The following is a 23896-nucleotide window of genomic DNA, read 5'->3' on the forward strand; positions in this document are numbered from 1 at the left end:
TTTTGCCCGCTGCCGCTTTCATCGCGCAGGGTGGCGTCCTGTCCCTTTTTCAATCCCGATGATGAAACCCTCCATCTCCCTTGTTCCCTCCATGCCGGCGACACCCGCCGAAAAACCGCGCAAGACATGGTCGGCCGGCACCCTCGTCTACACGACGCCCGCACTTGTGATGCTGTTCGTCTGGCTGCTCTTCGGGGATTTTGCCTGGTCGATGCGCGAGCGCTCGGTCGGACCGATGGCCAAGTGGTATCTGAGCCACCTCGAGGTGCCCAGCGTCGTTTTCGGACTGCTGCTGAGCACCTTCCCGCTGGCGCTCTCCTTTGTGCTGACGCCGGTCGTGAGTGTGATGTCCGACCGGCACCGGGGGCGTCGCGGACGACGCATCCCGTTCCTGCTGCTCACCAGCCCGCTGGCTGCTGCCGGCATGATCGGCCTGTCTACCATACCATTTGTCGCCCGCTGGGTGCATTCGCATTTTCCGAACCAGAGCGAGATGATGGTCTCGGTCATCTGCTTTGCGGTCTTCTGGGCTGCGTTTGAAATCGCGTCGGCCGCCGGCGCCTCCCTGTTCGGAGGGCTTGTCAACGACGTCGTGCCCAAGGAACTGCTCGGGCGTTTCTACGGGCTGTTTCGCGCGGTCAGCCTGATTGATGGCATCATATTCAACTACTGGATACTCGGCAAGGTCCCCGGACATTTCACCCTCGTCATGGGCACGATTGGTCTTTTCTACGGCGCGGCGTTCACCTGGGTCTGCCTCAAGGTGAAGGAGGGTGACTACCCGCCGCCACCGCCGCGCTCCGCCGCAATCAGCGGGCCGGTGGCCAATTTCCGGACGGCGATCGGCACCTTTTTCCGGGAATGCTTCACCCGGCCTTACTATCTCTCGGTCTTTCTCATGATGACGGCCGCCTACCTCTCCTTCGGTCCGATCAACACCTTCTCCATCCCCTACGCGCGCAGCCTGCAAATCGACATGGACGTTTATGGAAAGGCGCTCGCGCTGACCTACCTGATTTCCCTGTGTCTGGCCTACTTCATCGGCTGGATGGCGGACAAGTTTCACCCGCTGCACATGTCGATCGCATCCATGATCGGTTACGCAGTGGTTTGCGGGTGGGCATGGCTCAACATCGATTCCCAGCGCACGTTTCTCATCGCTTTTGTCGCCCACGGAGTGATTTCCGGCTGTTTCTTCACCAGCGTGGCCTCGCTCGGCCAGCGGCTTTTCCCCCGCTCGGCGTTCGCCCAGTTCGCTTCAGCCCTGGCCATGATGATGGCCGTGGGCGGCATGGTGCTGGAACCCGTGGTGGGACTCGCCATCGACTCCGGCGCCCAGCAACGCGACTACAGTTACACCTTCGTGGTTGGCCTGGCCCTGACCGTGCTTGCGCTGATGATGGCCTTTATCGTCCACCGCCGGTTCATGCGGCTCGGAGGACCGAAGGGATATGTAGCTCCGGAATAACAGGGAAAAGTGACAGCCGGAGAAGGACAGGGCAGCACGCTGTTGGTGACACTGTTTCATCACGCCCGAATCGCTCTTTATCCGGAGAGGCTTTCGCAGTAATGGCGATGAACTCCCATATCCAGAAACTCCTTCTGTCAGTCGCCCGCCCCGTGACTTTCGGCGCGGCGCTCCTCGCCGGCAGCCTCCACGCAGCCGTTTATATCGAAGAAACCTTCACCGGTTACACGGCGGGCGCTCTCGCCGGACAGTCGGTGCAGGGGACCGGCTTGTCGGGAACATGGTCGAAAAGCGGCACGGGCTCCGGCTCCACGACGGGTGAGCTATTGACCAGCAATCTCGGGTTCGGAAGTCTCGCCAATAGCGGAGGTTCCTTGCGTATCAAATCTTCCGGGCAGGCCTCACAGGTGCTGGCGGCAGCGGTGGATGTGAGCGGCACAGGCAGCACCATTTATTCCGCTTTCGTTTTCAAAATCGAGACGGCATCGGTACTTCCCCCGTCGGGTTCTCCGAATCCGACGGCGTCGTTTGCGGGGATGCGTCTTAACAACGGAGGCAATCTTTCCGTCCTGCCTGACGGCAGTGTGGCCGCAGGTGCCGTGCCGTCATCGGCCTGGCTGAACTCGACGCTGAGCAGCTGGGGAGCCCTCGATGTCGGGGAAACCTATATCGTGATCTCCGAATACACCGGCATCGGATCAACTTCGAATGCGGGCGGCATCCTGACCAGCTATTATCTGACCGAAGCCCAGTTCGAGGTTTTCAAGACCAACGGATTTGCCGGCATCGCCTTGGCGAAGCAGACCGACGGAACCGTATCCGCCAAGACGTACGCGAAGGCGACCTCCGGAAATTTCAGCATCACCGGCAGCGCGCTCCAGTTTGCGCTCAACGACAAGGGGGAGGCCGACGGCCTGAGCATGGTGGTCGATGCCGTGCGTTTCGGCGATTCGTTCGATGCCGTCACACCGCAGGCGATACCCGAACCGGGGACCTGGGCGGGCATGGCGGGCCTCGCGGTGCTCGGGATCGCTGCCGCGCTGCGCCGACGCCGGCGGGCCTGAGTGGCATTTCCACAAAACCGGTCGCCGGATCATGCCAGCCGCCTTCGTTCAGGAGGCGGCTTTTTTGCGTTTGTGCCTGGCCGGCGGGACGGGTGGAGCCGCGGCGCCAGCCGTGCGATCGGGCAGGGTGGCGCCCTCGTGCCAGAGATTGCGCAGCGTCACGATCTTCGGCGTGGCCGGCATGCCGATCTCGCCGTGCTCGAGCGCGTCGCATAACATATTGGCCGCCTCCATCCCCATGCTCCGGTGATCGGCGGCCAGCCCCGTTTCGGGGCGTCCGGGCATGCAATCGAGGCGGCACAGCGCCACGTCTTCCGGCACCCGCACGCCGGCCGCCTGCAACCAGTCGAATGCCGCGCCTTCGTTCACGACGATTGCATCGGGTTTTTCCTTACGGAGCCACTGCCGCAAGCCATCCGGCGACCAGGGGTGTTTTTCAGCCAGCGGAGCGAGCGCGGGGACGTCGCGGTTTTTGTCACAAAAAAGCAGATACGATCCGCGGACGTTCCAGCGGCGGCGTTCCTCGTCCGCCTGCGACAGGGCCAGACCGATGCGCCGGTAGCCGCGATCGCGGATTTTTTCAAAGACCTCGAAAAGCTCTTCCGGAGACTCGCGTTCCACGCGCGGCAGCAGCGGCGCCGCGAGCGAACGCCCCACCGTCACAGCAGCGATGCGCGACCAGTCTATCGCCATGGTGAAGGGTGCCCAGGCCGGCGGTGACGTCACCGCCACGCCGCGAATTCCCTGCCACCAGAATTTTCGGGAAAGCACCTTCTGGTCCTCCGCATTGCGATTGATCTGGAAACACTTGACCCAGTATCCGCGTTTTTTGGCCTGCGCGAAAAAACCGTCGAAACAGGGCTGCAACCAGGGCAGATTGTCGAGGTGAGTCCAGATCTCGGAGCTCAGAAAGCCGAGCTGTTCGCGGTAGGCGTTCTTTTGTGAACGTCGCGCATAGGACATGGCGTTGGCCATCAGGGAATCGCGCACATAACCAAGTTCCTCCGCGGCTTTCAGCACGCGCTGACGCTTTTCCTCCACCACGTTGGGCATGCCGCGCAATACGCGCGACGCCGTGGACAGGCTTACGCCGGCCTTCGCCGCCAGGGTTCGGAGATTCACGCGCATGACACTGTTTCAATGAGCCGCTGTTGCGCGTTCGACAAGCGAGGACTCACGTCGTTACCCACACCCGAATCCCGATGAACACATTTACAGCGCCCCGCACCCTGCCTGTTCGCACCGCCCGTTCCGCTCCGGCGGCTTTTACGCTGATCGAGCTGCTCACCGTTATCGCCATTATCGGCATTCTGGCCGCCATCCTGATTCCGACCGTCGGCGCCGTCCGCGCCAAGGCCCGCGCCTCCCAATGCGCTTCCAACCTGCGCCAGGTCGGCATGGCCCTGCAACTTTACGCCGAAGACCACAAGGACCTGTTCCCGAGTACAGGCTACATGGGGTATACCAAGGAAGAGGAGATGCCCTGGATGTGGAAGCTCGCTCCCTATGCAGGGCTGCATCTCGAGCAGCTCGGCCCTGTCGCGGAAGGGAAAACCAAATCGGCCGGTATTCTGGTCTGCCCGTCCTTCGATCCGAAAGATCCGGGCAATCGCATTTCTTACGGCTATAATCTCCTCATTACTCCGACCAATTCCTCGATGTGGAAATATCGTCGTTCCGCCGTTGAAAATCCCTCGCGGGTTTTTCTCCTGCTCGAAATCGGCGATCCGGCAACCGGCGCCAAGGAGGGTGCGGGGCCGGATGGCGCGGGACTTCAGTTTCGCCACTCCGGAGACTCCGCCAACGTCCTCTTTGTCGATGCTCATGTAAGTTCCGTGAAAAAGCCGCTTTCAGGCACCGATCCACGCTGGAAGTGGTGGTAACAGCCCGGTTCGTCGCCGTCAGATTCCGGTCGGACCAAAAAGTATCCCGATAACGGGATACCCGGACTTTTCTGTTTTATGAAAATCAGCTCCCTTGTGTTTCTTGCCCTGACGTTCATGACGACGCGAACGGTGCCATGTGGCGCAGCATCCGTCAGCCCATCGGGTCCGGAACCCGCACTGCCCGTACTTTGCACGTTGCCGGCAAGCCCTCTCGCGACTGCCCGCGCCCGGCTGGCTGCCAATCCGCACGATCCGCACTACGCCCCCGCGCTCGCCGCACTTCGTGCCGAGGCAGAGGCCGCGCTGAAGCAGCCTCCTGCGTCCGTCCTGGACAAAACGCTGACTCCTCCTTCCGGCGACAAGCGCGACTATTACAGCTTCGGCCCCTACTGGTGGCCCGACCCGAAAAAACCGGACGGCCTTCCCTGGATCAACATCGACGGCAAGGTCAACCCTGCGAACTACGAAGGAAACGACCGCGTGGCATTCAAACGGCTCTGCGAAAACGTCCGGACGCTCGCCCTCGCGCATTACCTGGAGGGGAACGCCGCCTGCGCGGAACACGCCGCCCGCAGTATCCGCGTGTGGTTTCTCGACGAGGCCACCCGGATGAATCCGAATCTCGACTACGCCCAGGCCATCCCCGGCCGCCAGAGGACGGGAGGCGTGGGCACCATCGACGGCGCCGTCCTCCTGCAGCTTATCGACGGGATCGTCCTGCTCGAAACCCGGTCGCCTGAATCGTCTCCGTGGTCGGCGGCGGACCGCAAGGAGATGCGGGCATGGCTTTCCGGATACCTCGCCTGGTATCTGGAAAGCCCCGTCGCCACCGCGGCCGGAAAACGCGGCGCCAACAACAACATCTCCACCTGGTACGACGTGCAGGTCGTGCAACTCGCTCTCTTCCTCGGCCGTCGCGATCTCGCCCGCCGGACGCTCACCGCCGCCCGTCACGACCGGCTCGTTTCCCAGGTGCTCCCCGACGGACGCCAGCCGCGCGAACTCGCCCGCGTGGCCCCGCTCGGCTATTCGGAATTCGGCGCCCGCGGTCTCGCCACGCTGGCTCACCAGGCCTCGCTCCTCGATCCGGAACTCGGCCATGTCTGGTGGCATCGCGCCGAACCGGGCGAAGTCGTCCCCCGCCTCCGCAAGGCCATCGAATTTGTCTCCCCCTATGCCAATTCGCAGATCCCCTGGACGCCGCCTCATGGCAAGGGCGGCGACCAGGGCGGCGCCCGCGCCGACATCCGTGACCTGCTGGTTTTCGCCTCCGTCCATTATACGGACGCGTCCTTCCGGGCGCTGCTCGGGCCGCAGTTGTCCGATTCCGGATACACGAAAGAGCGGTGGCGGCTGTTCATCACTCCCTGAGCGGCGGAAAGCCGGTTTTCGATGCCACCTCCCTCCACCGGATCATCCCCTCCTCCTTCTTCTCCGGTCGCCCTTCCGGAAGCGGCCAAACCTGCCGGGAAAACCTGGCAGGCGGGCACGCTCACCTACACCTCGGCCGGTGTGGTCGTCCTGTTTTGCTGGCTGCTGTTCGGGGATTTTTCCTGGGCGATGCGCGACCGGTCGGTGTTTCCGATGGCGAAGTGGTACCTCAAGAGCCTCGAAGTGCCTAACGTCCTCTTCGGTCTGCTCGTCACCTCGTTTCCGGCGTTGATCGGACTGTTTCTCGGTCCGGTCATCAGCATGAAATCCGACCGGCATCGCGGACGCTGGGGGCGGCGCATTCCCTTTCTGCTGGTCACGACGCCGCTCGCGGCTTTCGGCATGGTCGGGCTCGGGGTGACGCCATTCATTGCGAAATGGGTGCACGGGCATTTTCCGGAGCAAAGCGAAATGGTGGTCTCGGTTCTCTGTTTCGGCGTGTTCTGGGCGGCTTTCGAGTTTGCGACGATCGCGGGCCAGGTGGTGTTTACCGGGCTGATCAACGATGTCGTCCCCAGGCCCTTGCTCGGAAGATTCTTCGGACTGTTCAGGGCGGTAAGCCTGATCGACGGCGTGATTTTCAACTACTGGATCATGGGCAAGGTGCCCGATCATTTCACGCTGATCCTGGTCATCGTGGGCGTGTTTTACGGGGCCTCGTTCATGGTGGTTTGCCTGAAGGTGAGGGAGGGAAATTATCCGCCGCCGCCGCCCGTGCCGGTTGACGAAAGGGGACGGCCGGTCGGCGCGGGCACACGGATCGCCGGCGGCATGAAAACCTACGCGAGGGAGTGTTTCGGCAGCCGGTACTACCTGTCGGTTTTCGTAATGCTGACGTTTGCCGGGATGGCCTTCCTGCCGGTCAACACGTTTTCCGTTCCGTATGCGGAGAGCCTGGGGATGAGCATGGATTTTTATGGAAAGTGCCTGGCGGTGACATATGCGATTTCATTCACATTGGCGTACGGTATCGGCTGGCTGGTGGACCGGTTCCATCCGCTGCGTGTGAGCATGGCGGCGATGGCGGGTTATATGCTGGTAGCGTTGGCGGGAACGCTGGTGGCGACAACACCGGAGCGGTTCGCGGTGATCTACGTGCTGCACGGCGTGTTGTCCGGCGCCTACATGACGAGCGCGGCGTCGCTGGGGCTGCGGCTGTTTCCGCAATCGAAGTTCGCGCAGTTCGCGTCGGCGGCCGGTGTGGTGTATTCGCTGTTCATGATGACGCTCGGCCCGGCGGTTGGAGCGGTGATCGACTGGACGGGCAATGTCTACCGGCACACGTTCACGGTTGGCTGCGCGGTGGCGCTGGTGACGTTGACGGCGCAGGTGCTGGTTCACCGGCAGTTCATGCGCTTTGGCGGGCCGAAGGGATATGCGGCGCCGGAATAAGCCGGGCAAAGTCCGTCCTCAGTTCTCCGAGACACGAAATGAAAGCAGCGAAGCGATGCACGAAAACACCAGAAACATGCAGAAAGTAGCGAGCCAGGAGGCTTGCGTGTAGATCCGTTGCGATCCGTGCAGCTCCGGCTGGAAGCAGTTCATCAAAATCCCCACGCCGTTGCCGAAGACGGCGACAAAAAAGTAAAAACTGAAATTCAGCAGGCAGACGGCAAAGCTGGCGTCGCCGGGAGCGTTGGTCTCGTAGAGCAGCGGGATGGCGATGGAGGAGATGCTCGCCGTCATCGACAGCAGGCAGAACAGGACGGCGGGAAACGAAGTCCTCGCGTCGAGCAGAATCAGGGCCGTGAGGGTCGTGAAAACGAACATCGACACGCATCCGCCCAGACGGATGAAGATCTTTTTACGGTTTCCAAAGGCGCGACTGAGCACGGCAAGGAACATGCCGGACAGGGCGGACAGGATTGCCATCAGGGAGAGAATCCATGCGGCGTTTGCCGGAGCGAGCTGGCAGAAATCTTCGAGAAATTTTTTCCCGATCACCGTCTGGAGCACATAGTAGAGACCGAAGTTGATCCCGGTGCAGAGGCAGAGATTCCGGTTGTTGCGCCTGGCCAGAAGCGCCGCGAACGGACGCAGGCTGAAATGCGCATGCCCGCGGGTCCGGGTTGTCGGAAATTTCAGGACGACGCCCGCGCCAAAAAACAGAAGCCAGCACACGGCAGAGCAGGCCCCGGCGAGGAGCAGCAGGTTGCGCCAGCCGATCAACCCGGCCCCGATCAGAAAGGGGGCGTTCGCCATGATGCCGCCGGCGTATCCGAAAAAAATCACCACGGAGAGGGCGGACGGGAAATACTTTCCGCGGAACACTCGCCTCGTTTCCTTGACCAGGCTCAGATAAATCGCGCTCGCGCCAAGCCCGACCAGAATCCGGCTCAGGTAAAGCTGGAGCAGCCCGTGGGAGAGCGGAAACAGCAGGGAGCCTGCGCAAAATACCAGCGCGCCGGAAAGAATGATCCGGCTCCCGCCGAAACGTTCGGCCAGGAATCCGACGACCAGCTGGTTCAGCGCATACACATACATGAACACGGCGCCGAGGCCGGTTATCCAGGCTGCGGAGACATCCATCTCTCCTTGCAGGGTGTTGAAAATGGCTCCCGGAATCGCCACCCGTTGCACGTTGGCAAAGAAATAAAGCCCGGTGGCGGCCAGGAGCAGGGTCAGCCGCCAGTAAATGGTCCGGGGACGTGGCATGGGGGGAAGGGCGGCTTGCGCTCAAATCCGCGGACGCCGAAACGGAGCAACACCTCCGGCGGAAGCGAGCAGGCGCAGGACGTTGCCCGAGAAAATCTTCTCCCGCGTTTCCTCATCGAAGGCGTTGCGCGCGCGGGTGATGAAAACCGCCGGGTCGAAAACCTGGAAGTCCGTCCCCCAGAGCAAGCGATCGGAGCCGAAATGATGTAGTGCCTTTTCCATGCGACCCAGGCGTTCGCCGGTTTCCTTTCCGCTCAGGTCGAGCCAGACATTCGGGAGGGCGGCGAGCGCTTCGAGCAGCTCGGGGAACACGTGGGCGGAGACGATTTTCAGGTCGGGCATCGCCCGCGCCACGCCCATGACGCCGCGGCTGCCGTGCAGGTGCAGGATTTGTCCGTTGCGCCGGCAGAGATCAAAGAGCCGCATCCATTCGGGCTGGTCGAATTCGGTGCGCATCCGGTAGGGAACGACTTCACCGACCCACATCAGGCCGCGCTCGCGAAAACGGGCGAGCCACTTTTCCGACGCGGCAGGGAAACGCGGATCGATGACTGCGCCCGGATAAAAAAACGCGGGGTCTTCGTCGTACAAGGCCAGCGCCTGTTCGTTGGCGAGGTTCACGTCCTCCTCCGAGTCGGTGAAGACGCCGCGCCACATGTTGAAGATGATGCCCGTGACGCCGCACGTTTTCAGCAGCGCGACAGCCTCGTCAACCGAGCGGAAAATCTTTTCGCACTCGTGGCCTTTCGATACCTCGGGCGAAGGGAGATGCACGTGTGAATCAATAATCATGGGAAGTAGCGGCCGAGTGGATCAGCGTGGCAGGGGCTTCGCTTGCGAAGCCCGCCGTGGGATGTGTGCTCTGTCCGGCGGACGCGGGCGTCGCAAGCGACGCCCCTGCGGGTTAACGGATGGTCAGGACGACCTTGCCGATGTTTTCGCGGCGCTGGAGGATGGCGTGAGCGGCCTCGGCCTCGGTGATCGGGAGGATCTTGTGTACGAAGGGCCTGATTTTTCCTGCTTCGACTTCGGGCCAGACTCTTTCCGCGAGTTCGCGCAGGATGCGGCCCTTTGTTTCCAGCGGACGGCTGCGCAAGGTGCTGCCGATCAGGCGTAGTCCGCTTTTCAGGACAGGGCGCAGGCTGATATTGGCGAACTCGCCTCCCAGCGTTGCGACCAGCACCCAGCGGCCCCCGGGGGCCATCCTGGGCAGGCATTCGGCGAGCGGGTCGCCGCCGACACAATCCAGCGCCACATGCACCGGGTTTTTGTCGAAAACCGCGGCAAGCGATTCCTTGTTGCGGTTCACGATGATGTCGGGGCCGAAGCGGCGGATCTGCCCCGCCTTCTCATCCGAGCCGACGGTGGTGATGACTTTCGCGCCGAGAAACTTTGCCGTCTGGATCGCGGCGAGGCCGAGTCCGCTTGCGCCTGCCTGGATGAAAACCGTCTCGCCGGGCTTGAGCCCGGCTTCGTGCACGAGGTTGAGCCAGCTCGTGGCGAAGACCTCGGGCAGCGACGCCGCTTCCTCCATGGTCAGGCCGGCGGGGGCGGGCATGAGCAGGTCTTCGTCGGCCGCGACTTTTTCGGCGTAGCCGCCGCCGCCGAGCAGCGCGCAGACCCGATCGCCCGGTTTCCAGCGTCCGGAGCAGTCCGGACCGAGCGCGGCAACGGTGCCGGCCACCTCGAGTCCCATCCACTCCGGCCAGCCGGGAGGCGGCGGGTATTTGCCCTCGCGCTGGAGCAGGTCGGCGCGGTTGACGGCGGTGGCGTGAATTTCGATCAGGACTTCCTTCCCGCCCGGAACAGGGTCCGGGGCGGTCGTCCAGTTCATCCTTTTGTTTTCATCAACACGTATGACATGCATGGCGGTTTATTCCAGAGGGTGGCGGCGGTCTTCGAGAGGCAAGCGCACGGCCCTGCCCGTGAGCTGCGAGGCCCAGGCGCCGTGGATCATTTCGAGCACGGTCCGTGCGTCGCGCGCGCCGGCCAGAGGTTCGCGGTTTTCCTCGATGGAGCGAATCAGGTCCCAGGCGGCGAGGCGGTTGTTTTCGGCGAAGTAGCGGTGGTGGCCCGCGAGGGCGTCGAGGTCGAGCGGACGCGCGCCCGGGATCACGCGCTCCTCGCGGAGGGGAACGTCATCGAAGCGGGATTCGTCCTCGGGAGGAAACGGCGAACGGCTGAGGCGGAGCTTGCGGTCTTCGTCGTAGCGGACGGCGAGGGTTCCGGTGCTCCCCTCGATGGTAAGGCCCATGCGGACACCGCGCGAGGCGAGGTTTTTCCTGCTCTCGAAAAGCCCGCGGACGCCGTCGGGAAATTTGTAGAAGGCCATGACATCGTCGCCGGCCACGGGGCCGAGGGGCTCGGTGGTGGCGATGCGGTCCTCCCTGCGCAGCGGGCGTCCGTTCACGGAGATATCGGCAAAGACGGATTCCGGAGGACCGAAGAAAAAACAGGCGAGGTCCAGGAGGTGCGTTCCCAGGACGAGCATGTCTTCCATGCCTCCGCGGGCGTCCTCCTTGCCGCGCCCGTAAAAGGTGAGCGGGCGCCCGATGGCGCCGGCCTCGATCATGCGCTTCGCGGTCTGGAAGACGAGGGCGTGCCGCCCGAGGTGGGCGACGGCGATGCGGACACGGTTTTCCTCGGCCAGTTGCACGATCCGGTCCGCCTCGCGGAGATCGATGGTGAGAGGTTTTTCGCAGAAGACATGGACGCCTTTTCGCGCCGCCGCCCCGATCGGTGCGAGGTGTTCTCCGGGTATCCGGGAACAAATGACGAGGATATCGGGCGTTTCCGCATCCAGCATCTCCTCACACGTCGTGTAGTGGCGAACGGCTTCCGTTTCGCGCAGGCGTTCGGCGATGCCGTCCGGGTTGGAATCCACGAGCGCGACTGTCTCGACACCAGGCAGACCCCGGAAGGCCAGATGGGTCAGGTGTCCACCGCGACCCTGTATCCGGGTGTCGTGCAGGAGGGCGATTTTCCAGGTTTTGGCTGCGGAGGGCATTGGGTCCGGGTGCGTTGTCCTTGGGCCTCGTCGGAACGTCTGCGCCTCAGGCGCGTGTGTCCGACCCCATCATGGCCAGGCTGCGTCCGCCGTCCACGACGTGGTTCTGGCCGAGGATGTAGCCGGATTCGGGCAGGGTCAGGAAGACGACCACGCTGGCGATGTCGTCCGGCGTGCAGAGGCGGTTCAGATACGAGTGGCGCCGGGCGAAGGTGGCGGGATCGTCGGTTTTCTCGCGCAGGACGATGCCGGGTGACACGCAGTTGACGTTGATGTCGTGCGGGCCGAGCTCCTTGGCGAGGGCGCGCGTGGCGGCGATGATCGCGCCTTTCGCGGCGGCGTAATCGACCGACCTCGCGAGCCCCTGAACGCCGACGGTGGAGCCGATGTTGACGATGCGCCCGGAGCGGGCGGCCACCATGTGGCGCGCGACGGCGTGGGTGCAGTTGAGCGTGCCGAAGAGGTTGACGGCGATGACGTCGCGGACGACGTCGAGCGATTGCTCGTGGAAGACCTTCATCCGCTTGCGGGCGCTGCCACCGGCGCAGTTGACCAGGATGTCGATGCGTCCGTGGCGGGCGAAGACGTCGTCCACCCTGGCGCGCACGTCGTCGGGATTGGTGATGTCGAGGCCGACCGGCTCGGCGGCGGCGCCGGCGGCGGTGATGGTCCTGGCGTTTTGTTCGGCGAACTCGGCGCGGATGTCGAAGAGCACGATCCTGGCGCCTTCGGCGGCCAGCTTGCGGGCGATGGCGCCACCGAGGACGCCGCCTCCTCCGGTGACGATGGCAACTTGGTCTTTCAGTTTCATAGGGTGGTGAGTGGTGTATTGAGTTTTTTTACCGCGTACCGAGTGAAGCGACTGTCTGACATGGATTCAGGTTGGCAGAGCCAAAACCACGTTCTTTTTTTAGCCACGGATAAAACCGGATAAAGGCAGGGATTTTCAGGAAAAACAGGTGACTTCCCATCCGTGTAATCTCCGAAAATCCGTGAAATCCGTGGTTAAAAAAGATCGGGTTCCCGTCATTCGTGTTCATCCGCGGTTGGTTTTTAGTGTTTTCCTGTCAATAGCCCGCGGCAGCGAGCAGGGCCTCGTGAACGAGGAATTCGTGGGCAGGCGGAAACGGATTCTTCATCTCGCCACGAACGATGCGGGCGAGCTCGGTGAGTTGCCCGGTGTAGCGGCCGTTGATGACACCGACATCCACGACATGCGTGCCGGCGGAGAACTCGCCGCACGGCTGCGCGAGCGTCAGGCGCACATGCAGAGGGTCGATCGCGTAGCGGCTGCTGTGGTGCTCCAGCGGTTGGATTTCCACGGTGCCCCTGGTGCCGCACACGACGAGCTGGCGGCGCTTGAAACCCTCGACCTCGACGATGGAGGTGCGGATCGAGGCGGTGGTGTGCGGATATTCGAGCACGGCAAAGCCGTTGTCGTTGACGCCGTCGTCGCGGGTCGGGCGCTGGAAGACCGTCACGTTTTGCGGGCGGCCAAGCAGGGCAACGACGATGTCGATCAGGTATCCGCCAAATATATACATGGCGCCGCCCTTGAAGTTGGCGACCCACTTGCGGTAGTCGTCGCCGTCGAGGCGACTCATGACGGCATGGACCTCGAAAATGTCGCCCAGCCAGCCGGCGCGCACTGCATGCTTGCAGAAGTTGATCGCGGGGTTGTTGCGATACATGTAGCCGAGCTGGATACAGAGGTTCTGGCGCTCGCATTCGTCGAGGAGGGCCTTGAATGCCGGCAGGGATTCGCCGCCGGGCTTGTCGAGGTGCATGTGCAGGCCGCGCGCGGCACAGCGGGCGGCGGTGGGCACGAGTTCCAAGCCGTCGGTTTCCACGGCGACGGCTTCGAGGCCGGGAACGTCAAAAAGCTCCTCCTCGGTCATCCAGGGCAGGCCCTGATAAACCTCCATGTTGCCGCGCCGTTCGCGCCACACGGGATCGTCCTCCACGACGCCGACCACCTCGAACAGATGAGGCAGGTTGCGGAGCGTCCGCATCTTTTCCGACGCGTGGTTGTGGCCAATGCCGATCTGGCCGATTTTTATGGGTTTCGATTTCATGCGATTGCGTTTCTCCAGTCGAAAAGGATGCCGGGCGGGTTCGTGCCGCCCGCGGCCAGGCGTTGATAGATCTCCGGGGCTTTTTGCGGGACGACGACTTCGGCGATCAGCGGGGCGGCGTGGAGCCGGCCCGCGGCGAAAAACCGCAGCAGCATTTTCAGGTCGTCGCGCAGCGTCCAGTAGCCGGGGCGGGAGTTTTCGGAGGGACGCACGAAGTTGTGCGCGCCGATGAGGGTGATGCCGGGTTTGTGGACATCGTTGTAAAAATCGATGTCGAGCGTGGGGGTGCGCGAGCAGCCCGTGAGGGAGACGCGTCCCATCGGGGCCGTGCAGGCGAGGGCTTGTTTGACGGCAAGGGGTGATCCGGTGATTTCGGCGACGGCGTTTACGCCTCCTCCGGTGAGGGTCTTTATTGTCGCGGGCAGGTTTTTTTCGTCGGGTGAGAAGACGTGGTCGGCGCCGAGTTGCAGGGCGAGGGCGCGGCGGGCTTCGGAATAGTCGAGGGCGATGATGGGCATCGCGCCGCTGAGGCGGGCGCATTGCGTGGCGAACAGGCCGAGGAGTCCGAGTCCCATAATCATGGCAGATTCGCCGAGTTCGAGGCGCAGTTTGCGCACGCCTTGCAGACCCATCGCGGCAATGATTGCGAACACGGCTGTCTTCGAATCGAGCGCGGGGTCTTCGATGCGCACGACGTGGCGCTGTTCTTTTATCGAGAGGGTGGCGTGATTGCTGTGGTAGGCGATGACGCGGTCGCCGGGTTTGAGTTCCGTCACGCCGTCGCCGGTGGCGAGGATTTTACCGGCTGCGCTGTAACCGGGGCGTTTGGGGAAATTGCCCGTGGTGTTGGCTCTTCCGTGAAACATGTCCATTTCCGTGCCGGGCGAAATGAGCGTGTATTCAGTTTCCAGCAACACGTGGCCTGACGGACAGTTTTCCGGCAGGTCGAATGTTTCCAGTTTTGCGGTCCGGGGGGCGGGAAATGTGATGCGGTAACCTTTCATCTCGTCATGTCGTTTTTCGGGTGGGCGGACCTTGCCGCGGTTCGTTTGAAAACTGCTGGAGGAGGGAAAGTGGCGGCAAGAGGGAATTTGAAAATAACCTGTAAATTGGAATGTAAATTTCGATCAGTTTCAGAAAATCAGATTTTTTATTGAAAACACCTCAATAGAGGCCATTTCGACCTGCAATGATCACCATACAGGAAATCGCTCGTGACGCGCGGGTTTCGACGGCGACCGTTTCCCGGGTCTTCAGCAATCATCCCAATGTGAAGGCCGGCATCCGCGAACGTGTCCTTCAGGTTGCGCGGTCCCGTGACTATCATCCGCGTCTTTCGGGCCGCCGGCGCAACGTCATGCTCATCACGCCGTCCCGATCGGCGTATCCTGTGCAAAACTACGTGGAAATGGTGGTCTCGCACCTTGCCGGGGAACTCGCCGCCCGCGGCTACCGGATCGAGATCCTGCCCGCGGACAATCTCGACCGCCTGGAAAACATCCCGTTTTGCGGCGCGATACGGATCGGTTCCGACGAGGTGCCCTGGAATAACTGGAACGCAAGATTCGACGCGCCGCTGGTGATGATCGACCGCGAGGTGACGCCTCCGCTTCCCAATGTGTTTTCCGTGCGTTCGAACGAAAAGCAGGGGATGGAACTGGCGGTGGAGTATTTGTTCCGGCGCGGGCATCGCCGCATCGGCTGCCTCGTCAGCATGTCGAAGCTGGGCAATCCGCTCCAGCGCGAACGGTACCTTGAGGAGGCGCTGGCGGAGAGGAAGTTGCCGGCGGGCAAATCCCTGGTGCGACTGCCCACGGAGGAAAATTTCGTGGAGGAAGTCGGCAAGCTGCTGCGAAACAAACCCGATGCGATTTTCAGCCCCGGCGGATCGGGCGGCATCATCACGGCCTATGCGCTGTCGCTTTACGGCAAACGGGTGCCGGACGACATTTCGCTCGTCGTTTCCGAGCGTGCGATGATTTCCCGTTACTGCATCCCTCCGCAGACGGCGATCACGCAGGATTACCATGCGCTGGCAGTCGCGGCGGTGGATGTGATCGACGCCCGGCTCCGGCGGCAGGATTTTCCGCGGGAAACGGTTCTGGATTACCAGCTCATCGAGCGCGACAGCGTGGCCGATCGCGCTGCTGATCGTCCGGTCCTCACGAATCATCCGGTTCCAGGTGGTCCGGGTGGCTCAACGTGAGCGCGGCCAGATAGCAGGGGAAGTAGAGTGGCTCCTTATGGCAGTCGTTTGGTGAAGAGGAGGCGGGTCTCGATTTTTTCGACAGGCAGACCGGTGAGAAGGGCGGCGGCGCGGCGGTAGATGTCGAGTTGCGATGCGTAGCGGGCGGTGGCGCGGGCGTGGTCGGCGTCGTCGCGGAGGCGGTCGGTCTTGAAATCGTGGATCGTAGCGGAGAAAGCGCGGCCGGAGGCGTCGCGGCGAATGACCACACGGTCGAAGGTGCCGGTGTACCAGGTGTCGCCAAACGCGACTTCGAAGGTGCGCTCGCGCCAGACTTCGGCTCGCGCGTCGGGACGCGCGAAAACGGCGGAACATGTCGCAGCGTTTTCGATACAGGCACGGGCTTCGGCGATGGCAGGTTCGGGGATGCCTGCGGCGAAAAGCGCGGCTGTCCAGGCATCGGCCTCCCAGGTATCGAGCCATTCGACGGCGGCGAGGGCGTTGTGAACCGCGGTGCCGAAGGCGGCGGCGTGGTCGCCGGTGTTGCCAAACACGAGCGCGCCGGGCAGCGTGCCGGTTTTGGCGTCGGATGGCGTGCGGGGGATCAGGCGGCGGACAGGCTGGAAGGGAGCGGCGGCATTCCTGCCGCTGCGACGGGACGCGGAGCGGCCCGCCGGATCGGAGGGGGAGTTACCCGTGTCAGGCAGCGGCAGGAATGCCGCCGCTCCGGCACAGGTGTTGTCGGGACAGTCGCGGAACCAGGCCGGGTTGCCGGTGCTCCAGGCAGCAGGGAGGGTCAGGTCGCCGATGGTGACTTCGTCACCGGCGGTGCCGAGGGATTCGGCGAGGATGCGGGGGAAATTTCTCGAGCGGCTGGACGTTTTGACCGGCTCGGTGATGAGGTACATGCCGAGTTTGGCCCGGGTCATCGCGACGTAGAAGAGACAGAGTTTTTCGTAGGCGGCATCGGATTCCTCTTCGGCCATCCAGGCGGCAAGCGCGGGATCGTGATCGGCGAAGAGTTTCGGGGGGAGGCTGAGAATCCATTCGGTGTTGCGTTCGTCGTCTTTTTTCACGGCGAGCGAGTCGCGGCGGCGGGTGGAAAGGGAGTTGCCGGCGAGATCGGGGAGCACGACGAGATCGAAGCCGAGCCCCTTGGACTTGTGGATCGTCATGATGCGGATGACAGCGTCGGACTCGATTTCGCGAACGGTGTGGCGCTGGCAAAACCGGACGAATTCGGAAAAGTCGCGGCTGCCGGTTTCGTCGAAGAGGCGGGCGGCTTCGGCGAGCTGGTCGGCACGCTCGCGGTTGAAGGGGTCGAGCGGGGAGAGGGATGAAGGAGCAGCGCCTGTGGTGGAGGCACACGGGCTGGAAGCCCGTGCCACGCCGGAATCATGGGCAGGATGCCCATGCCACGTTGCGGGCGGGACGCCCGCGTCACGCGGAGAGGCAACGCTCACGGGCAGGGATGCCCGTGCCCCGTCGGATGCGGGCGGGACGCCCGCGCCACTTGTTTCCAGACGGCGGAGCCAGGTTTCGACGGTGCGTTCGAACCCGTCGGTATGGACTTCGCGGAGGAGGCCGGCGGAGAGGTGTTCGGGAGCGGTCCAGCGAAGGGCATCGAGGACGGCGCGCAAGGGGGTCATGCGGAGGTGCTCCCACGCGAGGGTGTCGCCGGGGTGGGCCGCTGCCTGGAAGAGGGCGAGGAGGGCGGCGGAGAGCGGGTTGTCGGCGCAGACGTGGAGATCGGAGGCGGCGATGGCGGGAAGGTTTCCTTGCGCACGAAGGTAATCGGCGAGGGCCGTGGCGGTGTCGTTGGTCTGGACGAGGACGGCGACCGAGAGGCCGCGGTCGAGCGGACGGATTTCCTGGAGGAGGCGGAGCGTGAGCGCGAAACGGGCTTCCTCGGCGTCGCCGTCGGTGTCGGCAAGGAGCCAGGCGGCATGGCCGTCGAGCGCGGGGCGAGCGCAGACATGGTCGCGCCACTCGTCAGACCAGCGTTGCGCGGCGGGAGCGGGCAGGTGGGTGGCGAGGGCGATGGCGTGGCCGAAGACGGCGTTGACCATGTCGATGATGGCGGGGGCGGAACGCCAGGATTTGTCGAGGCGTCCTTCGGCGATGAGGCCGGGGGTGGCGGCGTTGTAATGATCAAAAATCTCGCGGAAGAGGCGCGGGTCGCCGCCGCGCCAGGAAAAGATGGCCTGCTTGACGTCGCCGACGTAGAAAAAGCTGCGCGCCTGCCCGGAGTCCTGGATGGCTTCGTCGATGAGATTGCGGAGAATGCTCCACTGGCCGTGGCTGGTGTCCTGAAATTCGTCGAGGAGCCAGTGGTCGAAACGCGTGTCGAGCCGCCAGTCGATGAGAAGGCGGGCGTCGGGCGAAAGGCTGAAACCGGAAGATGTGGAACACAGGACAGGCGCGCCGGCTTCGGGCATGAGCAGGCGTTGCACGTCGGCGAAGGTCATGCGGCCGCTGCGGCGGACGAGGTCGCCATAAACGGCTTCATAGCCGCGCAGGACGGTGTGGATGCCCTGGGTCATCTGGATGCGGCGCGTGAACTCGCCGTGGAAAATCGAGCGCGTGAGCGTGGCGAGGGCGGCGCAGGCGGCGGGCGGGAGGGTCTGTTTCTTGCGCTCGATGACGAGTTGCACGTCCACGGGCTGGTCGCGGGCGGGTGCGAGGGCGTCCCATTGGTCGAGGACTTTTTCGAGCACGTAGGCGACGGGTTTGGGAAGCTCGGCGCCGGGGGACCAGTCTTCGAGCGTGGCGGCGAAATCGTGCCAGCGTTGACGCTGTTTTTCGTTCATCAGCGATTCGGGAGCGCTGCCGGCCCAGGCGCGGAGGGTTTGCAGGGCGGCGTCGCGATCGTTGTCGGCGACGGGAGCGAGCCAGGGCGAGGACGCGCCAGGCCAGATGCGGGCGGGGTTGCCCCAGGCGGCGGGTGCGGGTGCGTCGAGGTAGAGTTCCTGGTGCTCGTCGAGAAAGCGGTCGAGGCGCGGAGCGAGCCGTTTTTCCTCGGTGCCGAAGGTGGCGCGCTTGAAGGCTTCGATGAACTCGCGCGCGGCGTCATCGGGCGTCGCGCCGGCGGGGCTGAACATTTTCCGGAGGACGCGGCGGCGTTCGAGGTGCGAGCTGTGTTCCTGGAGGATTTCGAAGTCGCCGCCGAGGCCGAGTTCGAGCGGGAAGGTTCTCACAATTTTGCCGAAAAAACTGTCGAGCGTGCCGAGCGAGAGGCGGTGTATGTTTTCCACCATGACACGCAGCAGGGAGAGAAAATGCGGAGAGGGAGCGGCGGCGGCGGAAGAGGAGGGGGGGGGAGGGGAGGGGGGCGCAGATGCAGATGTCGAACGCTGAACACCGAACGCTGAACATTGAACATCGAACAGGCGACACTGCGCGTCGTCGGGGAAAAGTTCGCGCGCGAGGGTGGAGGCGTAGTCGGGGTCGGCGGCGGCGCGGGCGAGTTTTTTGAGGATTTCATCGGAAAATTCGCCGGCGGCCTTGCGGGTGAAGGTGAGGGCGACGATGCGTTCGGGGGCGGCGCCGAGCGCGAGGAGTTGCACGAAGCGGTTGGTGAGCGCGTACGTCTTGCCCGAGCCCGCCGAGGCGAGGATCATCCGGTGGCCGGGAGGTTGCAGGGGGGACGGGTTCATTGTTCGCAGGGCCATTCGATGCTGTCGGCGGCGCCGTTGTGGAAGAGGGCGGCGTAGTCGTCGTACGCGGCTTCGGCGGCGGTGAGTTCGGCGGGGGGCCAGAAACGGCGGGCGGCGATGGCGGCGACAATGCCTTCGGCGCAGGTGTCGGCGGCGCGTTGGGTGGCGGGCGTGTAGTCGAGCCATTCGCTGACGCGGGTTTCACCGATGGCTTTGGGGAGGTTGAAATAACCGCAGGCGACGGCGTCGCCATACTCGGGAGCGACGGCGCGGAGGTAGAGAGGGAGTTGCAGGTCGGTCCAGAGGAGAGAGCCAGCGGTGCCGGTGCCGGAGAAGAGCGTCCAGGGCGGGAGCGTATCCGGTGAATCGTTACGGCGGGGTTTGCGGAGATGGGCGTCGACCGGATTCACGGCCGAGTCGGAGGTTTTGTAGTCGAGCACGCGGATGGCGCCGGTGGTTTCGTTGCGATCGATGCGGTCGATTTTTCCGCGGACGGGGAGGCCGCCGATGACGAGATCGACGGGGTATTCGGTGCGTTCGATGAGCCAGCCTTCGGCGCGAAGGCGGGCCTGCTCCCCGGCGGCGCGCGAAAGGCGCTGGCGGGCGGATTCGAGTTGGACAACGAGGGGGAGCGGGAGCTGTTCGCCCCACGTGGCGCGGGCGCAGGCTTCGAGCCGGTCGAGCAGGAAATCGCGGAGGAGGGCCGGGTCGGCGCAGTCGCGCAGGCCGGATTCGGGGCGGCCCATGGCTTCGAGCGCGGCGTGGCAGAGATTGCCGAAATCGAGGGCGTCGAGTTCGGCTTTGTCCGGGTCGACGGCACGCATGCGGAGGGCGTGTTTGAGGTAGAAGCGGAAGGGGCAGCGCAAGTAGTCGCGGAACGCGGTGACGGAGAGTTTTTCGATGGGAGCGTCGGTGCGCGGAGCGAGTTTCCAGGCTCGGCGCCAGGCGAGGCTGGCGCGGCCGGAGGGAGGCGTGCCGAAGAGATAGAGGACGCGACCGGGGAGGTCGGCGTCGGCGCACTGGAGAAGAAGACGCGAGGGGCGGAGCGGGTCGCCGGCGGCGGAGGTCTTGCCGACGAGCAGGTCGAGGCGGCCAGTGGAGGAGAGGCCAGAGGCCAGAGGCCGGAGGCCAGAATCCGGAGAGCCAGCAGTTGTCGTAGCCGAAGTCTGTTCTCTGACTTCTGTCCTCTGGCCTCTGTCCTCTGGCCTCTGTCCTCTGGAGTAGACGAGGGTTTGCAGGAGGTACGCGTCGCGGGCGAAGCGGGCGGCGTTGGTCTTGAGGCCGAGGCGTTCGCGGAGGGATTCGGGGAGGAACGCGTCGCCGTTGACGGCTTCCGGGACGCGGCCGTCGTTGAGACCGGCGATGACGAGATGCGGGGTGTCGTCCCACGGGAGTTCGAGCCAGCCCTGGAGGTCGATGGCGCGGGGGGATTTTTCTTCGGGAAGGGTAGCATCGCCGAAGGCGCGGAGGGCGAGGTCGAAGGCGTCGGCAGGAGCGATGCGGGGGAAGCGGCGGAGGGCGGCGGTGGTGGCGGCGAGGGCATCGCGCCAGGCGCCGGCGGCTTCGACGGTGCGGGCATCGTCGGGGCGGGCGAGGTCGAATTCGCGTGCCGAAAACAGGTCGGCGAGGGTGGCGTCGAGTCCGGAAGGAAAGGGAGGCGCGAGGAGCTGGCGGGCGAGGGCGGCGATGGCGTCGAGGTCGGCGGCGAGGGAAATATTGCCGGCAGCGGCAGCGTGTTCGCGGGCGACGGAGAGCGTGGGGGGCAGGTGGGCGGCGTGGAGATTGTCGAGCGCGGCGAGAAAGCGGGCGGCGGACCAGTCGGCGCGATGGCGCGAGCGAAGCCAGTGAAGGATATCGGGGCAGCGGGCGAGCGCGGCGACGGACGGGAACGCGGGGTCGCGTTCGCGGGCGAGGTCGGCGAGCGCGGTGAGCAGGGCGTGAAGCGCGCCGGCGCGGTGGGGGCGGCCTTCGGGGTTGTGGGAAGGGATGCCGGCGCGGGCGAGCCCGGATTCGACGAGCGGAGTGATCTCGCCATCGGCGATGCCGATGGCGAGGACACCGTCGGCCGATTCGTATTGGCCGGCATATGACACGATGGCCGCGGCCTGGGCGGCGGGGTCCTCGCAGAGGCGTACGTGCTGTTTGAAATCGGGAAGGTCGAGCGGGCGGCGGGTCCAGGCGTCGGGCCGGGGGCGTCCGTAATGGTCAAAGAGCGCGGAGAGCCCGGCGGCGGACTCCGGGCCGTGCACGAGGATGTGCAAGGTGACTGCGGACGCAGCGGAGGCCGCGAGCCGGTCGAGCGAGCGAAGGGCGAGCGGGAGCGGATCGGGCGTGGCGATGACGGCGATACGGGTGATCGTGGAAGGCGGCATGCCGGAGGTGGCCGCGGTGATCTTGGCGAGCTGTCCGTCGCGGAGGCCGCGGCGGGCGAGGGCGGCGTCGTACACGGCTTCGAGCCGGCCGAGCTGTTGCCAGCGGACGGTTTCGGGAAAGTCGTCGCCGGCGCGGGCGGTGACGTCGCCCATGCGGAGGGCGTTCTCGGCCAGCGTGGCCTGGAGACGCTGGAATTCGCGGGCGAGGCGCGAGGACCAGGCGAAATTGCGCGCGGGCGGGTCGACGGGGAAAACGGCGCGGAAATCGTCGAGGTCGATGGCGTCGAGCACTTCGATCCAGGCGAGAAGCGACTCGACGGGGGTGGCGGGGGCGGCTTCGCCGCCCGGTTTCGGGTTTGGGGTTTCGGGTTTGGAGTTTGGGGTTTCGGGTTTCGTGACAGGTTCTGTGATCGGGAACCCTGAACCCTGAACCCTGAACCCTGAACTCTCCGCCGGAGGCGAGGGCGGGAGGAGTTCGGTGATGAAGCGTTCGGGCGAGACGACGTGGGGCGGGAAGACGGCCTGGCCGCGGGCGGCGGCCAGGACGGCGAGGGCTTCGCGAAGGCGGCGGCCGGACTGCGCGGTCGGCACGATGACGAGGGTGTCGGAGAGATCGAGGGGTCCGCGATCCTCCCGGTCGCCGACGAGCCAGGCCGCCGCGGCGGGTGCGAGGGGCTTTTTCCAGGACAGACTGTGAAGGCGCGGAACGGCGGGCATGGCTGAGTGAGTGGAACGCGAAGCGCGCGCCGGGGGAACAGGAAATTTTCGGAACAGGTGACGTTGCAGGAGTTGCGGCGCTGGCGCGAGTTGCCCGTTTGCTCAACGATTTGCAACGTGAGGCTAACTAAATTCCCCCTGGCACGAGGGGGATTGTCTGGTGTAAATTGGCCGATTCCATGAGCACAACTGCTGCCGATACGGCATCGGGATCACACTCGACGACAACCACGACCGCATCTTCCGTCCGGGCGAAATCCGGCCACCCGCCCGCGGAGCCTGCACACGAAAACGGGGCACCGGCGCACAAGGGACATCCGGAACACCGCCCGCCGGCTCATCCGGTGGCCCGCGTGGCATCGTCGCGCGGTCGTCGCCGCTGGACGATGCCGCTGGTGATTCTGGCGCTCGCCCTCGTTGCGGCGGCGATCGGGGGGCCGCATCTGCTCTTCGCTCTCCGGCATGAATCGACCGACGACGCGCAACTCGACGGGCACCTGAGCCCGGTGCTGGCGCGCGTGAGCGGCGAGGTGGTGGCGTTGCTGGTGGCGGACAACGAACGGGTGACGGCCGGTCAGGCGCTGCTGCGGCTCGATACGCGCGATCACGACGTCAGGATGGCCGCCGCCGAAGCCGCGCTCGCCCAGGCCCGGGCCCAGCTCGCCTCGGAACGCACGCTGGTGGCGGTGGTGGAGGCCAACATCGACGCCGATGCCGTGACCCTCGCCAACCTGAAGGACGACTTCGTACGCGATTCCGAGATGTTCAAGACGGGTGTGATTTCCGACCGCGATTTCCGCAAGTCGAAGGCCGATGCGGAGAACGCCTCGGCCAAACACACCGCGCTGCTCCGCCAACTCGACGCGGCGCGGGCGCGGGTGACCCTGGCGGAGGCGGCGATCCCGGTGCGCGAGGCCGACCTCGCCGCCGCCCGGCTGCAACGGTCGTACACCGACATCGTGGCGCCCATCGCCGGGCGTGTCTCGCGGCGCTCGGTGGAGCCGGGCCAGTTCGTCCAGGCAGGCACGCCGCTGCTCACGATCACGGGTGACGAAGACGTGTGGGTGACGGCCAACTTCAAGGAAACACAGACCGGCAAGATGCGGCCCGGGCAAACGGTGACGTTCGAAGTCGATGCGTATCCGGGCGTGGAGTTCCACGGGCACGTCGATTCGCTTTCAGGCGCGACCGGCGCGAAATTCGCGCTGCTGCCGCCGGACAACGCCACGGGCAATTTCGTGAAAGTGACCCAGCGCGTGCCCGTCAAGGTCGTCATCGACGATGCGGACAATACCGCGCATCCGCTCCGTCCGGGCCTCAGCGCCGACGTGAGCGTGCTCGTCAAACAGGACCCCCGGCGCTGACCCGAATCACGATGGC

Annotated in this window: 17 protein-coding genes; 7 read left to right on the forward strand and 10 right to left on the reverse strand. The window is 64.6% G+C overall.

Going from position 1 to position 23896, the window contains the following annotated elements; translation table 11 throughout:
* Window positions 1–61: 61 nt before the first annotated feature.
* Together OPIT5_15035 and OPIT5_15040 are read left to right on the forward strand one after the other, a co-directional pair.
* Window positions 62–1468: an MFS transporter gene (locus OPIT5_15035; GenBank protein AHF91327.1), complete on the forward strand. Its 1407-nt coding sequence runs from the start codon at window positions 62–64 to the stop codon at window positions 1466–1468.
* Window positions 1469–1569: 101 nt separating this feature from the next.
* Complete coding sequence (locus OPIT5_15040) at window positions 1570–2532, forward strand: anchor protein (GenBank protein ID AHF91328.1); 963 nt, start codon at window positions 1570–1572, stop codon at window positions 2530–2532.
* A 48-nt stretch (window positions 2533–2580) separates the two neighbouring features.
* On the opposite strand, the gene OPIT5_15045 is transcribed toward OPIT5_15040, so the two are convergent.
* Window positions 2581–3660 (reverse strand): LacI family transcriptional regulator, encoded by a 1080-nt coding sequence (locus tag OPIT5_15045; GenBank protein AHF91329.1) that lies wholly within the window; start codon window positions 3658–3660, stop codon window positions 2581–2583.
* A gap of 74 nt (window positions 3661–3734) precedes the next feature.
* Here OPIT5_15045 and OPIT5_15050 point away from each other — a divergent pair, with 74 nt between their 5' ends.
* The 3 genes from OPIT5_15050 to OPIT5_15060 all read left to right on the forward strand — a co-directional run bounded on the left by OPIT5_15050 (window position 3735) and on the right by OPIT5_15060 (window position 7241).
* Window positions 3735–4415, forward strand: a complete 681-nt coding sequence (locus OPIT5_15050) for an N-terminal cleavage protein (protein ID AHF91330.1) — start codon at window positions 3735–3737, stop codon at window positions 4413–4415.
* Window positions 4416–4493: 78 nt separating this feature from the next.
* Window positions 4494–5789, forward strand: coding sequence for a hypothetical protein (locus OPIT5_15055; GenBank protein AHF91331.1), 1296 nt, complete (start codon window positions 4494–4496; stop codon window positions 5787–5789).
* Window positions 5790–5810: 21 nt separating this feature from the next.
* Window positions 5811–7241: an MFS transporter gene (locus tag OPIT5_15060; protein ID AHF91332.1), complete on the forward strand. Its 1431-nt coding sequence runs from the start codon at window positions 5811–5813 to the stop codon at window positions 7239–7241.
* An 18-nt stretch (window positions 7242–7259) separates the two neighbouring features.
* On the opposite strand, the gene OPIT5_15065 is transcribed toward OPIT5_15060, so the two are convergent.
* The 7 genes from OPIT5_15065 to OPIT5_15095 form a co-directional block, all read right to left on the reverse strand.
* Entirely contained in the window at window positions 7260–8474 is a 1215-nt protein-coding gene (locus tag OPIT5_15065) for an arabinose ABC transporter permease (protein ID AHF91333.1), read from the reverse strand.
* A gap of 51 nt (window positions 8475–8525) precedes the next feature.
* On the reverse strand, window positions 8526–9296 hold the full coding sequence (locus OPIT5_15070) for a metal-dependent hydrolase (protein AHF91334.1): 771 nt from the start codon (window positions 9294–9296) through the stop codon (window positions 8526–8528).
* Window positions 9297–9408: 112 nt separating this feature from the next.
* The gene (locus tag OPIT5_15075; protein ID AHF91335.1) at window positions 9409–10371 is read right to left on the reverse strand and encodes a quinone oxidoreductase; all 963 of its coding nucleotides are present in this window, start codon (window positions 10369–10371) and stop codon (window positions 9409–9411) included.
* Window positions 10372–10377: 6 nt separating this feature from the next.
* Window positions 10378–11511 (reverse strand): oxidoreductase, encoded by a 1134-nt coding sequence (locus OPIT5_15080; GenBank protein ID AHF91336.1) that lies wholly within the window; start codon window positions 11509–11511, stop codon window positions 10378–10380.
* A 46-nt stretch (window positions 11512–11557) separates the two neighbouring features.
* Window positions 11558–12322: a dehydrogenase gene (locus OPIT5_15085; GenBank protein AHF91337.1), complete on the reverse strand. Its 765-nt coding sequence runs from the start codon at window positions 12320–12322 to the stop codon at window positions 11558–11560.
* A gap of 256 nt (window positions 12323–12578) precedes the next feature.
* Entirely contained in the window at window positions 12579–13586 is a 1008-nt protein-coding gene (locus OPIT5_15090) for a dehydrogenase (protein AHF91338.1), read from the reverse strand.
* Window positions 13583–14590: a theronine dehydrogenase-like Zn-dependent dehydrogenase gene (locus OPIT5_15095; GenBank protein AHF91339.1), complete on the reverse strand. Its 1008-nt coding sequence runs from the start codon at window positions 14588–14590 to the stop codon at window positions 13583–13585. The genes OPIT5_15090 and OPIT5_15095 overlap by 4 nt, the downstream gene beginning before the upstream one ends.
* A gap of 185 nt (window positions 14591–14775) precedes the next feature.
* On the opposite strand from OPIT5_15095, the gene OPIT5_15100 reads away from it, so the two are divergent.
* The gene (locus OPIT5_15100) at window positions 14776–15792 is read left to right on the forward strand and encodes a transcriptional regulator (protein ID AHF91340.1); all 1017 of its coding nucleotides are present in this window, start codon (window positions 14776–14778) and stop codon (window positions 15790–15792) included.
* Window positions 15793–15827: 35 nt separating this feature from the next.
* Here OPIT5_15100 and OPIT5_15105 read toward each other — a convergent pair whose 3' ends face one another.
* Both OPIT5_15105 and OPIT5_15110 read right to left on the reverse strand, forming a co-directional pair.
* On the reverse strand, window positions 15828–19028 hold the full coding sequence (locus OPIT5_15105; GenBank protein ID AHF91341.1) for a DNA helicase UvrD: 3201 nt from the start codon (window positions 19026–19028) through the stop codon (window positions 15828–15830).
* Between the two features lie 395 nt (window positions 19029–19423).
* Window positions 19424–22516, reverse strand: coding sequence for an ATP-dependent nuclease subunit B (locus OPIT5_15110; protein ID AHF91342.1), 3093 nt, complete (start codon window positions 22514–22516; stop codon window positions 19424–19426).
* Between the two features lie 386 nt (window positions 22517–22902).
* Between OPIT5_15110 and OPIT5_15115 the strand changes: the two genes are divergently transcribed.
* The gene (locus tag OPIT5_15115; GenBank protein AHF91343.1) at window positions 22903–23880 is read left to right on the forward strand and encodes a secretion protein HlyD; all 978 of its coding nucleotides are present in this window, start codon (window positions 22903–22905) and stop codon (window positions 23878–23880) included.
* The last annotated feature ends 16 nt before the right edge of the window (window positions 23881–23896 follow it).

The organism is Opitutaceae bacterium TAV5, from assembly GCA_000242935.3.
Taxonomy (GTDB): domain Bacteria; phylum Verrucomicrobiota; class Verrucomicrobiia; order Opitutales; family Opitutaceae; genus Geminisphaera.

What these genes read in the sequence shown, in the direction of transcription:
- OPIT5_15045 (AHF91329.1), bottom strand. Translation starts at nt 3,660, where the DNA reads ATGCGCGTGAATCTCCGAACCCTGGCGGCGAAGGCCGGCGTAAGCCTG.
- OPIT5_15075 (AHF91335.1), bottom strand. Translation starts at nt 10,371, where the DNA reads ATGCATGTCATACGTGTTGATGAAAACAAAAGGATGAACTGGACGACC.
- OPIT5_15105 (AHF91341.1), bottom strand. Translation starts at nt 19,028, where the DNA reads ATGGTGGAAAACATACACCGCCTCTCGCTCGGCACGCTCGACAGTTTT.
- OPIT5_15055 (AHF91331.1), top strand. Translation starts at nt 4,494, where the DNA reads ATGAAAATCAGCTCCCTTGTGTTTCTTGCCCTGACGTTCATGACGACG.
- OPIT5_15050 (AHF91330.1), top strand. Translation starts at nt 3,735, where the DNA reads ATGAACACATTTACAGCGCCCCGCACCCTGCCTGTTCGCACCGCCCGT.
- OPIT5_15080 (AHF91336.1), bottom strand. Translation starts at nt 11,511, where the DNA reads ATGCCCTCCGCAGCCAAAACCTGGAAAATCGCCCTCCTGCACGACACC.
- OPIT5_15070 (AHF91334.1), bottom strand. Translation starts at nt 9,296, where the DNA reads ATGATTATTGATTCACACGTGCATCTCCCTTCGCCCGAGGTATCGAAA.
- OPIT5_15090 (AHF91338.1), bottom strand. Translation starts at nt 13,586, where the DNA reads ATGAAATCGAAACCCATAAAAATCGGCCAGATCGGCATTGGCCACAAC.
- OPIT5_15060 (AHF91332.1), top strand. Translation starts at nt 5,811, where the DNA reads ATGCCACCTCCCTCCACCGGATCATCCCCTCCTCCTTCTTCTCCGGTC.
- OPIT5_15100 (AHF91340.1), top strand. Translation starts at nt 14,776, where the DNA reads ATGATCACCATACAGGAAATCGCTCGTGACGCGCGGGTTTCGACGGCG.
- OPIT5_15110 (AHF91342.1), bottom strand. Translation starts at nt 22,516, where the DNA reads ATGCCCGCCGTTCCGCGCCTTCACAGTCTGTCCTGGAAAAAGCCCCTC.
- OPIT5_15115 (AHF91343.1), top strand. Translation starts at nt 22,903, where the DNA reads ATGCCGCTGGTGATTCTGGCGCTCGCCCTCGTTGCGGCGGCGATCGGG.
- OPIT5_15095 (AHF91339.1), bottom strand. Translation starts at nt 14,590, where the DNA reads ATGAAAGGTTACCGCATCACATTTCCCGCCCCCCGGACCGCAAAACTG.
- OPIT5_15035 (AHF91327.1), top strand. Translation starts at nt 62, where the DNA reads ATGAAACCCTCCATCTCCCTTGTTCCCTCCATGCCGGCGACACCCGCC.
- OPIT5_15085 (AHF91337.1), bottom strand. Translation starts at nt 12,322, where the DNA reads ATGAAACTGAAAGACCAAGTTGCCATCGTCACCGGAGGAGGCGGCGTC.
- OPIT5_15040 (AHF91328.1), top strand. Translation starts at nt 1,570, where the DNA reads ATGGCGATGAACTCCCATATCCAGAAACTCCTTCTGTCAGTCGCCCGC.